Source organism: Candidatus Cloacimonadota bacterium (genome assembly GCA_020532085.1).
GTDB lineage: Bacteria > Cloacimonadota > Cloacimonadia > Cloacimonadales > Cloacimonadaceae > Syntrophosphaera.
Window position 1 is genome coordinate 111,363 of sequence record JAJBAV010000002.1, and the last position, 13,445, is coordinate 124,807.

Below are 13,445 nucleotides of genomic sequence, written 5' to 3' on the forward strand. Positions count from 1 at the left end.
TACAGCAATTGGGAAGGACAATGAAAATCGCCGTGACCGGGGCCAATGGCTTTGTGGGCAGCAACTTCGCGAACCATTTCCACCGCCTGGGGCATGAAGTGGTGGCGATCGTGCGTCCAAAATCTCCTGTTGACCTGCTCGATCCCGACGTCGCCATCCGCCGGACGGATTATCAGACCGATCTGGACCCCGCTCTGGAAGGCGTGGAAGTCCTCATCCACAACGCCGGCGCCATCCGCACGCGCAGCTTCGCCCAGATGGTGGCCGCGAATGTGGGCGCCACCCGGCAGCTCATGGAAGCCTTCAACCGCTTGGAAACAGCGCGCAGGCTGGTTTACATCAGTTCCCAGGCTGCTTCCCACCCTTCCCGGAGCAATGAAGAGGTATCCGAAGCCGAACCCTCCGCGCCGGTGGACTGGTATGGCCGCAGCAAGCTGCTGGCGGAGCGGGTCATCCGGGCCGGGTGTGCCAAAGAGTGGGTGGTGGCGCGTCCCGTGCCGGTTTACGGTCCCGGGGAGAAGGACTTTCTGCAGCTTTATAAAGCCGTCAAAGCCGGCCTCAGTTTCCACATCGGCCCCCGTGAACAGTATTTGAACCTCATCTACATCGAAGAGCTTTGCTTGTTCATCGAGCTTTGCTGCACCCATCCCCAAGCCGAGGGCGAGGTCTTTTTCGCCTCCAATGGCAAAACTTACACCCACCGCGAGTTCATGGCCGCCTGCGCTCAGGCTCTGGGCAGAAAGAAAACCCTGAATATCGCCATCCCGATACCCCTGGCCATGGCTGGCTTTTATGCCGGAGAGCTGTTCGAAACCCTCACCGGCAAAGTGACTTTGGTGAATAAGCAAAAGATGAAAGAGCTGATCAACGTGAATTGGGTGGCCAGCATTGCCAAGGCCCGCGAACTGCTGGGCTGGGATCCCCGGCCGGACCTGGAGGCCAATCTGCGCAAGACCTTTGCCTGGTACAGGGAGCACGGATGGCTATAAAGAACTGGTTTCTGGGGCTGCTGTTGATCATCCTCGCGGGAATGCTGACGGCCCAGCCGACCCCCCTCCGCCTGGGCGGCAGGGCCTTTGTGCTGCCTTCAGGCTGGTCCCAAAGCTACGAGCCGCCGGAAGTGCTGATCCGGGTGAAGGTGAATGCCGACAGCACCCTGGGCCTGGTGAGCGTCCTGGACGGCAAAACGGAACTGGAATCCTTGCTCAGGCAGCATCTGCTTACCTTCGCGTACATTCCTTGCGGCGATTCCCTGGCCGAATTCGACGCCATCCTGGATATCCTGCCCCCGCCTGACGCGCCCACCCTCCAAAGCAAGCAGGAGCAGGACCAGCTGCTGGAGGAGATCGAGGCTTGGATCCAGCAAGATTTTGCCAGCCTCAACTTCCGCTCTCCGGCGCATTCCCCGGCCACGGAGACGGCCCTGAACGGTGCCACTGAGCCCTACCGCTCCGGGTTTTATTTTTATGGACTGCCGGATAACTCTGTGCGCCGTTCCCTGCATGGCTTTGAGCAGCGGATTTCCTTCTACTCCCCGGTCTATCAGGACCTTTTCGCCCTGGGCTTTCTGAGAGATCGGAACAGCTCTCTGGAACAGGCTTACGGACAGATCAGTTATCCCTATCCGGTGGCCCTCAGCGCCATCGAGGTGGGCATCGGGGACTATGAACAGCTGTTCGCGCGCGGGCTGCTGAGGAAAAACCGCCTCTTCGGGGTGGACAGCCTCCAGGCCGGGTTCGGCTTCCTGATCCAGGACGGGGACTGGCTGGGGCGGGATTCCGGCCGCGAAGCGCTGTTTTTCGATCTCAGCCTGCCGCTGGGCAAAACCACGCTGGACCTGGCTGTGGCCGATCACCGCGCCGATCTTTCGCAATTCTATCTCCGCCCTGAATACTGGTCGAACCCAGAATACCGCGTGGAGCGCCGCCACCGCGACATCTTCGCCGCCTGGCGTTCTCCCTGGCTGGATCTGGCCCTGCTGCATGAACACGATCTTTCCATCGAGACCGTTTACGCGGATACTTTGCGCGACGACGCCCTCCGCCTGCGGGCCTCAAAAACCCTGCGGACCGGCGGCCTGAGCCTCACACCCCTCTACGAGCGGATGTTCGTCTGGCGGAGTTTCAGCCTGGCTACAGACGACCACACCGACCTGCTGGGCCTGGACCTCGGCCTTGACACAGCCCGGATCAAGGCGGAAGCGAAGCTGGAACTGAAAGACTTCAAGCGCTTCCGGGCCCTGGCCGATCTGGGCTATCGCCTGGGCCAGTTCCGCTTTGGGCTGCTGGGATATTACCGCAACACCCTTCCCGCGCCGCTGCTGTGGGCGCCGAACCCCTTCAGCCCCAAGGATTCGCTGGTCCAGGTGGATATCCACGACAACGCCCATCTGGGCCTTTATCTGAATTGGCTTTGGGGCCAAAACTCCCTGCTGAACATCTCCGGAGGCCGGCGCGTGGTTTCCACCCAGCCCACCATCGCTCTGGTGCCCAGTCCTCAGCCCGTGAATTATCTCCGCTTCAGCGCCCGCATCGATCAAACCTGGAACAACTGGAACCTGGACTGGCAACCGGGAATCGTCTGGCAGGGTGGCTATCAAGATCTTTTCAACGAGCCGAAGCTGCGCTGGCAGAGCCACCTGAACCTCAGCCGCCTGCTTTCCCACCACAACGCTCTCTTCGCCGGATTTTCCCTGCTCGGCCACAGTTCCTTCGTCACTCCCGACCGCGATTGGACCCTCAGAGAGGAAGCGCTGATCATCGATCTCTGGGCCGGAGTGCGGATCGGCAAGCCCTTCGAGTTCCAGATCACCTACAAAAACCTGCTCAATTCCGGCATCTATGGCGCGGATCCCCTGCCCGGGTCGCTGCAGGCCGCCCTGCGCTGGTATTTCCTGAACTAAAATGCGCTATAAAGCGGTTATCTTCGACCTCGACGGCACCCTGATCGATTCCATGGGACTCTGGCGCCAGGTGGACCGTGATTTCCTCCACAAACGAGGCCTTGCCGTCCCCCGCGACCTCTTTCACCATCTGCCTTCCGGCAATTCCTTCATCCAGACCGCCCAGTATTTCAAGGACCGCTTTGGCCTGCCCGACAGCGCCGAAGCCATCATGGCCGAATGGACCCAGATGGTGGGCTGGCACTACGCCAACTCCGTGAAACTAAAACCCGGGGCCAAAAAGCTGGTGGAGAAGCTGAACGCAAAAGGGGTCCCTCTCGGCCTCGGAACCAGCAATTCCCGCGAACTGGCGGAAAAAGTGCTGGTCCAGACCGGCATTTGGAACTACTTTGTCTCTGTGGTCACCGGCGACCAGCAGCTGCTGGGAAAACCCTGGCCGGACATCTATCTGAAAGGCTCTCAGGAGCTGGATTTAGAGCCCGCGGACATCATCGTGGTGGAGGATACCCTCACCGGGATCCAGGCCGCCAAAGCCGCCGGAATGCGCGCTGTGGCCATTTACGACCCCGACAGCGAGGAATTCCAGCCCCGGATCCGGGCCATGGCCGATGCCTTCGCCCACAACTACATAGAATTAAGCGAGTTACTTGAGATATGAACAAACCCTTATACATAGTCATCGGCGCCTATGGCAGCGGAAAAAGCGAATTTTCCCTCCACCTGGCCCAAAGCCTGAACACCCCTGAGCACGAGGTGGTGCTGGCGGACATGGACGTGGTGAATCCCTATTTCCGTTCCCGCGACGTGCAGGAGGAATTCGCCGCCCTGGGCATCGAAGTCATCGCGCCCGAAGGCCAGTTCAAGCACGCCGATCTGCCCATGCTCTCGCCGCGGATCAAAGGCGCCATCGAAAACCCCGCCAAAACCGTGATCCTGGACGTCGGCGGCGATCTCGCCGGCTGCCGCACTCTGGGCCGCTTCGTTGATGCCGCCAGCCTGCGCGGCTACGAGATGCTCTTCGTGGTGAACACCTTCCGCCCCTTCACCTCCAGCGTGGAAGAGGTGCTGCGGATGAAGGACCAGCTGGAATTCGCCTCCAAACTGAAGATCACCGAGTTTGTCTGCAACAACAACCTGATGGAGTACACCACCCCCGAGGTGGTCCAACAGGGCATCGACATCCTGGCCGAATGCGGGCGCCTCACCGGCCTGCCTTTCAGGCGCTACCTCGTTTTGGACGCCTACGCGGACATCGTTCCCGCCGGCCTCGGCGGCAAAGAACGCCTGGTGATGGCCTACACCCTCAAAAAACCCTGGGAAGGCCTCGCCCTGAAAGGGATCTGATCCGCGCCAACGCTCCCTTTTCCGCCATCTGTGGCAAATAATCTACAAAGGTGGCTAATTTTATTATAAATATTTCTTGACCATTATCCCAATGGATCATCCTGAGGGACAAATCATGCAGGGAGACAGGTCATGAGAAACTTTCTTTTCTTTGCGGTTCTGGCTTTGGTCTGCGTTTCGGGCTGGGCTTCGATCCTTTCCACGGAAACCGGAGGCAACTGGAACGATTCCGCCACCTGGGCCGGAGGCAACGTTCCCACGGCTTACGACGACGTGGTGATCAACGGGCCGGTGATCGCCTGTGACGGCCAGGACTGCGTTTGCCGGGATCTGACGGTCAATGCCGAGCGTTTCCTCTATGGCGGCAACACCGGCGGTAGCGAATATTACCTCTATGTTTACGGAAACCTCAGCAACAGCGGCACCATCAGAAACCATCCCAATAATTGGCTGCTGCGGCTCCGCTGTTTCGGCGACATCAGCAACGCCGGCCTGTTCACGCCGGAAGTTCTCCATCTGGACGGCTCCGCGGACCAGTTTCTCTCTGGCAGCGGCAGCTTCTCTCCCCTCTTCCTGAAAGACCTGGCGCCAGCCAGCCCGGTGAGATTGCTCTCCGATCTCAATATGGCCAATTCCCGGATCGATCTGAATCATGGTATCCTGGACCTGAATTATCTGGCAGCGGGCTACACCCTCAGCCTGGCCGGAGGCTACATCATCCAGGGCAACATCCACGGCGGCGATGGCGCCACCCTGGCCCTCAGCGGCGGAGCGGACCTGGATCAGCTGACCATCGACGAATGCGTGTTTACGGGAACGGTGGAGATCGCCAACCAGGTGACCGTGGGGATCCTGAGCAATCAAGCGGTTGTCCAGAGCGCGAACGCGGACGCGCCGGTCCTGATCGTCACCGAATTGCTGGCCAACCACGGCACGATCAAAAACAACCCCCTCAATTGGGACCTCTGGCTGTATCTGGGCGGTGATCTTGAGCATTATGGCACCCTCAGCAACAAGTGGACGGTACTGAACAACACTCAGCCTGCCTCTCTCTGGCAGGACGCCACAGCCGATCCCATCAGCTGCGCCAACTTGATCGCCGAAGCTGGTTCCGCTCCCCACGAGCTGCGTTCCGACCTTCGCTTTGCCGGCGGCAACACGAACCTCAACGGCGCCACCCTCATCCTGCACAGCGGCCGTGGTGTGCACGGGATCACCTTCACCAACGGCTTTTTTGGCGATGCCATCCTGCAGACTGACGGTTTCAGCCCCCTCACCGGTTCCGGTGTCTCCCTGTATTCCATCCAGGCGGAGGATCTGAGCTTTCACGGCACGGTGGGGTTGAGCGGAAACTGCTCTGTCGAGGATCTGGTGAACTACGGTTACATCGAACCCAGGACCCATCCGGTGGAGCTCACCATCAACGGCCAGCTGATCAATTACGGCACCATCCGGCTGATCAACAACTGGACCCTGAACCTCTATTGCCGCGGAAACATCAGCAACTACGGCGGGATCTACAACCGCAATGTCTATCTGGACGGCACGGCGGACCAGTATCTTTTCAACGCCGGTAGCATCAGCGTCTCCAGCTTCCAGTTGGTTTCGGAGCTCGGCCCCGCCCAGTGGTTTTTCAACGGCAGCCTCTACAACGCCGAGGTGCTGCTCAACCGGATCATCAACCCCAACACCCTCGGCGTTTGGCAACCTTTTGACGGAGCGAATTTCGGGCGCCTGATCACCATCGGCAGCGGCGTGACGGAGCTGGCCACCCCGGCCAACTTTCAAGCCTTGCTGCTGGGAACCGAACCCAAACTGCAGTGGGACCAGGTGCCGGGAGCCATCTACTACAAGGTTTACGCCAGTTCCGATCCCTGCGCCCTGTTTCCGGATGGCTGGGACGCCCCCGTCAAAGCCCACGATCCCGATCCCGCCGACGGCATCGTGCGCCTCGACCTGACCGGGACCGAAACCTTCAAATTCTACCGCGTGACCGCGGGAAACACGCTGCCGTAGCCCCTGCCGGTTTTCCCGGCCCTGGAGGCTGTCCCGGTCCGAAACAGGCCCTTGGATGGCTATCTGCTTGAGGCAGAGGGGGATGGACCTTCGCGTCCTGCGCCTGGACAAAATTATCCGCAAGCATCTGCAAGGTAGGTAGTTGCAAAAACCGCTCAAAACAGGGGGTGTAAAAAGTGAAGTTAGCGGTTTTACAATCTTTGTAAATCCCTCTGTTTTGGAATCTTGCAAGAATGTAAGGATCCGTAAGAATCTTAACGCCTGTAACGTGATGAAAAATAGATACTTGCAAGAATGTAAGAATTTTTTTATATTAGCTGGAGTTCTGCAAATCAAGAAATACAAATAACTGCGATTTATTCTTGCATTCTTGCAACTTCATATGCAGCAAATAGATATAGCCGTAAGAATCGGTAATTTTGTTAAAAACCAATTCTGGGGATCAGCTGGGGGTCGCTTCTAACTCCAGGATCGTGGTCCCTTTGAACTCCAGGATGGGGGTCGCTTCTAACTTCAGGATGGTGGTCGCTTCTAACTTCAGGCCTGGCCAGACGGAAGGCGGTGGCTTCAGCCACCGTACCCTTTCAGGAGCCGCGTTAGAGACGATCTCCGGCGGTTTCAACCGCCGGCTGACGCCATCCTCCTGTATCCGGTGAAAAGGCCGCAAACGCGTTCTCAGGAGGCCGTGGGGGCGGATTTCCGGGGTGTTTGGGCCGGTGCTTGAAAGCACCGGACATCGTCTTTATTGTCGGTCTGTCTTGGGCGGTGAACGGTGGCTGAAGCCACCGCCTTCCGTCTTTTTTTGGTTTGTTTCCGGGGGAATCAGTGGTTGAGGTCACCGCCTTCCGTCTTGACTGTGGCCCCAGCCTGAATCAGCCGCTTCACAGGAGCCGCAAACGTCCTCGTTTGCAAAGCTTCGGAGAAGCTTGTCTTTGGGTGCTGAAAGCCCCTGCGGGTCTTGTTTTTGGGTTCTGAAAGCCCCTGCGGGCCTTGGCAGACGGGGACGTCTGCCACTCCTGTTTTCTGCTGTCGTCGATGCTCCTGCGTCGCTTCACAGGAGCCGCAAACGTCCTCGTTTGCAAAGCTTCGGAGAAGCTTGTCTTTGGGTTCTGAAAGCCCCTGCGGGTCTTGTTTTTGGGTTCTGAAAGCCCCTGCGGGCCTTGGCAGACGGGGACGTCTGCCACTCCTGTTTTCTGCTGTCGTCGATGCTCCTGCGTAGCTCGACGCCAGCGCCAGAACTATGTAGCGCGGCATGCCAATGCTGCGTCCTGGCATCCCGCAGGATCGGCATCCTGCGCTACGGGTTCGAACTTGTCTGGATCCCAGCCTTCGCTGGGATGACGGCAGCGCTGAGATGACGAGTCTGGAATGACGAACCGCCCATTTTCTTCTCCCATCCGCCTCCCCTGAACTTCCCGCTTAGTTCCCGCCTGTCAAGTGGGAACTAAGCGGGTTGTTACCGGGATGTGAGTAGGCTGGGGCAAAGGGAGAATCAGTGAAGACATCGGGAAAACAGAAGAAAACCTCAGAGAAATGAAAATAAAACTTGACGTAATCTCAAGATAATTAATTCTGACCTTGAGAATATCAAGGAGTAGATCATGGAAATCACATCCTGCCCGATTTGCAAGCATGCCCTCGAGATCCGGGAGCTTCGCTGCCCGGCCTGCGAGATCAGTTACAGAGGGAATTTCAGCCAAAGTTGGCTGGGCGGCCTCGACCCCCGGCAGCTGGAATTCGTGAAACTATTCATCATTGTCCAGGGCAACATCAAAGAGATGGAAAAGCGCCTGGGCATATCCTATCCCACGGTGAAGAACCGGCTGGCGGAGATCATCCGCCTGATCGTGAACGAAAGCCCTTCCGTGGAGGATTTCGGCGATATCCTGAGCGATCTGGAGCAGGGTTTCATCTCCGTGGAGGAAGCCATCAGCATGATAGACACAAGGAGGAAATCATGAAAACGGCAAAGATCGATCTGAACTACGACTTTGGGGGCAAAGACACAGTGGAGATCACCAACAGCATGGCGCCGCTGCACATCGGGCGTTCAGAAAGCGGCCAGGTGGAGATCCGGGCCGAACTCAGCATCCCCTCTTTCGCGCCGGGAACGGACCTCGCGGAGTACTTTCACGTGGATGAGGACGGCAAGACCCTGGAGATCGGCCTGGAGCGCATTCCGGAGCTCAACGAGGCTTTTTTGGGAACCGGCCGTTCGCAGGTGTGGGTGAAGGTTCCCTCCGGCGCGGCGGTGATCGCCAAAACCGACAACCTGCCCATCAAGGCGGAGGGAATCGCCGGCGCGCTGGTGCTGCACAACGAAAACGGGCCTCTGAAGCTGGATGGCTGCGAAGGCCACATCCATCTGCAGAACGAAAACGGACCCATCAAGCTGCATTCCTGCGCGGGGGATTTCGAGATCCGCCTTGAAAACGGCCCCCTCGTCGCGGAAAAGCTGAGCGGCGGCAACCTCGAGATCACCTCCGAGAACGGCCCCGTGAAGGTTCGCCTGGCCAGCTTCCCCCGGGTGAAGATCAGCAACGAGAACGGCGTGATCTACTATGAAAGCCTGCCTTTGGACAGCGGCGAGATGGACTTCGTGAACGAAAACGGGATCGTGAACCTCGTGCTGGCCCAGGAGCAGAATTTCGAGCTGGACGCCGAGACCAATGTGGGCGCGATCTCCAGCTCCCTGGGAGCGGTTGAAAACGCGGCCGACGGCCACAAGGTCATCCGGCGCGGCGAGGGCGGCCTCAAGATCAGCATCCGAACCGAAAACGGCGTGATCAAGCTAAGCGCGGACGGCAGCAACGACATGAGCTTCGTGAAGATGAAGCTCAAGGACCTCAAAGGCGCGATCGGATCCGCGGTGGGGGAGGAGGACATGGAAAAAGTTCAAAAGACCCTCGCATCCGCCACAGCGGCCGTGGAAAAGGCCATCGGCTCCATCAACGAGGAGAAGATCAAGGAAAAACTCAGCGGCGCGCTGGGCAAGCTGCAAAAAGCTGTGGAAGACTTCGATTTCAAGGAGACCTCGGATAAGGTGGTGAAAACCGTGGACCAGATCGGCGATGAGGTTACCGACACGCTGAAAAGCGTGTTCCGCAAGGTGAAGGACACCGAGGGCAGACCAGCGCCTGAACACCACGCCAGCGACGAAGACTATTCGGAACCGGGCATTCTGAAAGAATTCATTAGAAAAACGGTGGAATCCACCCTCGCCAAAGCCCAGGGAAAGGACCTCAGCGACAGCGAGAAACAGGCCGTGGACGAACGCAGCCGGGCCAAGATATTGGAAATGCTGGAAAGCGGCAAGATCACCGCGGAGGAGGCGGAGCGCCTGCTGAAGGCCATCGGCCGAGAATAAAATCTTGACAGAAACCCGGCTCAACAAAGTTTGATCCAGACCGGTCGGGATGTAGCGCAGTCCGGTTAGCGCGCTCGGTTCGGGACCGAGAAGTCGGAGGTTCAAATCCTCTCATCCCGACCATTGTTTTTAAGTGGCCTCCGCGAAGGAAACATGCCTGAAGAAAAAATTAACCTGAAGTATTATCTCAAGCTCCTCTATCCTTTTGTGAAAAAGGATATGGGGCTTTTGCTCTTCGGGCTGTTCGCGATGCTCTGCACCTCCGCGCTGCAACTGCTCTATCCCCTCATCCTGGCCGAGATCATCGACAAAAGCATCCCCAACGCCGACGTGGCGCAGATGTATCGCTTCGGCGGGTTCTTCGTGGCGGCGGTGATCGTGGCGGGCGTGCTTTCCTATCTGCAGATCGTGCTGCTTTCCAAGCTGGGCGTGAAGATCATCACCAATTTCAAGGCCCAGGTTTTCCGCCATCTGCTCACTTTGCCGGTGGACTGGTTCAGCCACCAGCAGGTGGGGGAGCTGATCGCCAGGGTGGAATCCGACGCGGAGCGCGTGAAGGCGCTGTTTTCAGAGCTTTCGATCCGCATCATCGGCAACCTGCTCTTCTTCCTGGGCGTTTTCCTGGTGATGTTCCTGCGCGACTGGCATGTGGCCATCTACGTGCTGCCGATGATGGCCGTGGCCATCGTGGGCTATTACTTCCTGATCAAATACCTCTCCAAATTCTACCGGATGATCCGGGAAAAGAACGCGCTGGTGACGGCCAAGATCACGGATTTCGTGCAGGGCATGCCGATCATCCAGGCGCTGAACCAGCAAAACAAGGTTTACGAGGACCTCAAGGCCGCCTCGGACGACAAATACAAGCTGGAAACGCGCACCTCCTTCACCGAATACGGCTCGCAAAGCCTCTTCATGCTGATCTTCGAGGTGCTGCTGCTGGTGGTGATCATCAAGCTCACCGCGCCGCGGATCATCACCGGAGCGGTGACCCTGGGCACCCTGATCGTGTTTGTGGACTACATCTTCCGGATGATCTGGCCGCTGATGCAGATCTCCGAAAACGTGATGCAGATCCAGCGGGCCTTCGTGAGCCTGAAACGCATATTGGAACTCACTGACATGCAATCCGAGGAAGCGCTCTTCACCGGAACCGAGCTGCCCTCCTTCGAGCACGAGATCAGCTTCGAGCACGTCTGGTTCGCCTACAAGAACGAGGATTGGATCCTCAAAGACGTTTCCTTCACCATCCCCAAAGGGCAAAAGATAGCTCTGGTGGGCGCTTCCGGCAGCGGCAAGACCACCACGGTGAGCCTGCTCTGCGGCTTCTATCCCGTGAACAAGGGCCGCATCCTGATCGACGGCGTGCCCCTGAGCGAGATCGAATTCCGCGCCTGGCGCCGCAAGATCGGGCTGATCCTGCAGGACATCTTCCTCTTTCCCGGCAGCATCCTGGAAAACGTGCGCGTTTACAACGATGCCGTTCCGGAAGCCAAGGTGCGCGAAGCCATCAACATCGTGCAGCTGGACGAATTCATCCGCAACCAGAACCTCGGCCTGGATTCCGAGCTGGCGGAACGCGGCCAGAACGTTTCCCAGGGCGAAAAACAGCTGATCAGCTTCGCCCGCGCCCTGGCCTTCGAAGCGGAGGTGATCATCATGGACGAGGCCACCGCCTCCATCGATCCGCAAACCGAAGCCAAGATCCAGCGCAGCATGCAGACAGTTTTTTCGAACAAGACCGCCGTGGTGGTGGCCCATCGCCTCACCTCGGTGCTGGACGCCGACCAGATCCTCTTCTTCGACGGGGGCCAGATCATCCACCGCGGCAAACACCAGCAGCTGATGCAAAGCTCGAAGGAATACCGCAAGCTGGTGGAACTGCAGTTGATCGGAACGGAGGACGCGGTTGAATAAGCACGTGCGCTGGATCGTGCGGAAATGGATGACCCAGAAATGGTTCCTGATCATCATGCTGCTGTTCACGCTGGGCAGCTCCGCGGTCGCCATCGCCCATCCGATCGTGTTTGGCCGGCTGATCGACCTGCTGAAGAACATCCTGGCCACGCCGGATAAATATCCGGACCCCATGGCGGAAGTGGACCGCATCATCTGGATCCTGCTGGGGCTGGGCGCGGCGCAGTTCGTAACCGGTTTCTACGCCGCCTTCCGCGGCTGGGTGAACATCCGTTTTGAAAACATGCTGCGCATGTTCTATTTCAAGTTCATCCTCGGCAAGGACTTCCGCTTCTTCCAGAAATTCCGCACCGGCGACGTGGTCACACGGCTCACGGACGACCTCAGCGATTTCCCCAAGATCAGCTGGTTCATGTGTTCCGGCATCTTCCGCGCGGTGAATTCCTTTTCCCTGATCATGTTCTCACTGGTGGTGATGTTCAGCATCAGCCCGCGCCTCACCCTGCTTTCGATCGCGCCGCTGCCGCTGATGATGGTGGTCTTCTATTTCACCGCGGACAAGCTTTACCGCAATTTCGAGCTCAACCAGCAGGCCATCAGCGACATCAACAGCCAGCTGGAGATGAGCTTTTCCGGCATCCGCATCGTGAAAGCCTTTGTGAGCGAGGAAAAATACAACCGCTTTTTCGACCTCGCCCTGGCCCGGCGCTTCAAGACCGAGATGGGCGTGGTGAAGCTGAACGCCGTGCTGAGCCTGATCTATCAGTACATCGACTACTTCGCCCAGATCGGCGTGATCATCTTCGGCGGCTACATGGCCGTGAAAGGCCAGATCAGCGTGGGCACCTTCTACATGTTCTACACCTACCTGAGCATGATGATCTATCCGCTGCTGGACCTGCCGCAGCTCTTTGTGAGCGGCAAACAGGCCTTCGTGAACATCGACCGCCTGGAGGAAATGAAAGACTTTCCCAGCTTCAACGCAAGCTGGAAGGGCAGCGCCAGCCCAAACAGGATCAGCGAACTGCGCTTCGACAAGGTCACCTGCATCTATCCGGAAAAAGACGAGCCCGCCATCACGGACTGCAGCTTCGAGCTCAAGGATGGCGAACGCCTGCTGATCCTGGGCTCCACCGGCGCGGGCAAGACCACCGTGGCCAATCTGGTGCTGGGCCTGCTGCGCCCGGATTCCGGCCAGATCACCGTGAACGGCATCCCCATCGAAGATATCGACCTCACCTCCCTGCGCAACCTGATCGCCTACGTGCCGCAGGACCCGCTGCTCTTCACCGGCACCGTGAAGGAAAACGTGCTCTTCGCCGTGGACGGGGCTTCCGACGGGGAATACCGCACCGCCGTGCGGGCCGCGCAACTGGAAGAGGAGATCGCCGATTTTCCGGACCGGGATGAAACCCGCGTGGGAAGCCGCGGGCTGGGCGTTTCCGGCGGCCAGAAACAGCGCGTCACCATCGCCCGGGCGCTGATCAAGAAGCCTCAACTGCTGATCTTGGACGACATCACGGCCTCGCTGGACGCCGAGAACGAGGAAAAACTCTGGCAGGACATCGACCGCCACTATCCCGGCATTTCCGCCATCGTGATCTCACACCGGCTGTCCACCCTGCACTACGTGAACCGGGTGCTGTTCATCGATTCGCGGGGGCGCGCCCACCAGGGCACCCACGACGAACTGGTGTTCAACAACACCGAATACCACGACTTCCTGCACGAACACCTGAAATAGTTTCCATCTCGCCATATCCAGGTTGGCCCCAAGCATCAATACGGTATGAATACGGAATCAATACGGGTTTCATCCGCAATGATTCCGTATTCATACCGTAATGATATTGGGAGCCAGGCAAAGTAGGTTGCCCTGATGTGAAAGACGGAAGGCGG

The 13,445-nt window shown here is 58.4% G+C and carries 9 protein-coding genes and 1 tRNA gene; all 10 read left to right on the forward strand.

From position 1 onward, the window contains the following. Positions 1 to 20: 20 nt before the first annotated feature. The 10 genes from LHW45_01320 (at position 21) to LHW45_01365 (ending at position 13,290) form a co-directional block, all read left to right on the forward strand. Positions 21 to 989, forward strand: coding sequence for an NAD-dependent epimerase/dehydratase family protein (locus tag LHW45_01320; GenBank protein ID MCB5284221.1), 969 nt, complete (start codon positions 21 to 23; stop codon positions 987 to 989). After that, positions 980 to 2,902: a hypothetical protein gene (locus LHW45_01325; protein ID MCB5284222.1), complete on the forward strand. Its 1,923-nt coding sequence runs from the start codon at positions 980 to 982 to the stop codon at positions 2,900 to 2,902. The genes LHW45_01320 and LHW45_01325 overlap by 10 nt, the downstream gene beginning before the upstream one ends. A gap of 1 nt (position 2,903) precedes the next feature. Then, positions 2,904 to 3,560: an HAD family phosphatase gene (locus LHW45_01330; GenBank protein MCB5284223.1), complete on the forward strand. Its 657-nt coding sequence runs from the start codon at positions 2,904 to 2,906 to the stop codon at positions 3,558 to 3,560. Beyond that, positions 3,557 to 4,246 carry a hypothetical protein gene (locus LHW45_01335; GenBank protein ID MCB5284224.1) on the forward strand — a complete coding sequence of 230 codons (690 nt, stop codon included), beginning with the start codon at positions 3,557 to 3,559 and terminating at the stop codon, positions 4,244 to 4,246. Before LHW45_01330 ends, LHW45_01335 begins: the two co-directional genes overlap by 4 nt. 132 nt (positions 4,247 to 4,378) lie before the next feature. Continuing rightward, entirely contained in the window at positions 4,379 to 6,262 is a 1,884-nt protein-coding gene (locus LHW45_01340; GenBank protein MCB5284225.1) for a hypothetical protein, read from the forward strand. A gap of 1,601 nt (positions 6,263 to 7,863) precedes the next feature. Beyond that, the gene (locus LHW45_01345) at positions 7,864 to 8,223 is read left to right on the forward strand and encodes a DUF2089 domain-containing protein (protein MCB5284226.1); all 360 of its coding nucleotides are present in this window, start codon (positions 7,864 to 7,866) and stop codon (positions 8,221 to 8,223) included. After that, positions 8,220 to 9,629 (forward strand): DUF4097 domain-containing protein, encoded by a 1,410-nt coding sequence (locus LHW45_01350; protein ID MCB5284227.1) that lies wholly within the window; start codon positions 8,220 to 8,222, stop codon positions 9,627 to 9,629. The genes LHW45_01345 and LHW45_01350 overlap by 4 nt, the downstream gene beginning before the upstream one ends. A gap of 45 nt (positions 9,630 to 9,674) precedes the next feature. Continuing rightward, positions 9,675 to 9,752, forward strand: a tRNA-Pro gene (locus LHW45_01355). Positions 9,753 to 9,782: 30 nt separating this feature from the next. Continuing rightward, positions 9,783 to 11,546, forward strand: coding sequence for an ABC transporter ATP-binding protein/permease (locus LHW45_01360; protein ID MCB5284228.1), 1,764 nt, complete (start codon positions 9,783 to 9,785; stop codon positions 11,544 to 11,546). After that, positions 11,539 to 13,290 carry an ABC transporter ATP-binding protein/permease gene (locus LHW45_01365; protein ID MCB5284229.1) on the forward strand — a complete coding sequence of 584 codons (1,752 nt, stop codon included), beginning with the start codon at positions 11,539 to 11,541 and terminating at the stop codon, positions 13,288 to 13,290. The genes LHW45_01360 and LHW45_01365 overlap by 8 nt, the downstream gene beginning before the upstream one ends. Positions 13,291 to 13,445: the final 155 nt, after the last annotated feature.

What these genes read in the sequence shown, in the direction of transcription:
- LHW45_01320 (MCB5284221.1), top strand. Translation starts at nt 21, where the DNA reads ATGAAAATCGCCGTGACCGGGGCCAATGGCTTTGTGGGCAGCAACTTC.
- LHW45_01325 (MCB5284222.1), top strand. Translation starts at nt 980, where the DNA reads ATGGCTATAAAGAACTGGTTTCTGGGGCTGCTGTTGATCATCCTCGCG.
- LHW45_01330 (MCB5284223.1), top strand. Translation starts at nt 2,904, where the DNA reads ATGCGCTATAAAGCGGTTATCTTCGACCTCGACGGCACCCTGATCGAT.
- LHW45_01335 (MCB5284224.1), top strand. Translation starts at nt 3,557, where the DNA reads ATGAACAAACCCTTATACATAGTCATCGGCGCCTATGGCAGCGGAAAA.
- LHW45_01340 (MCB5284225.1), top strand. Translation starts at nt 4,379, where the DNA reads ATGAGAAACTTTCTTTTCTTTGCGGTTCTGGCTTTGGTCTGCGTTTCG.
- LHW45_01345 (MCB5284226.1), top strand. Translation starts at nt 7,864, where the DNA reads ATGGAAATCACATCCTGCCCGATTTGCAAGCATGCCCTCGAGATCCGG.
- LHW45_01350 (MCB5284227.1), top strand. Translation starts at nt 8,220, where the DNA reads ATGAAAACGGCAAAGATCGATCTGAACTACGACTTTGGGGGCAAAGAC.
- LHW45_01360 (MCB5284228.1), top strand. Translation starts at nt 9,783, where the DNA reads ATGCCTGAAGAAAAAATTAACCTGAAGTATTATCTCAAGCTCCTCTAT.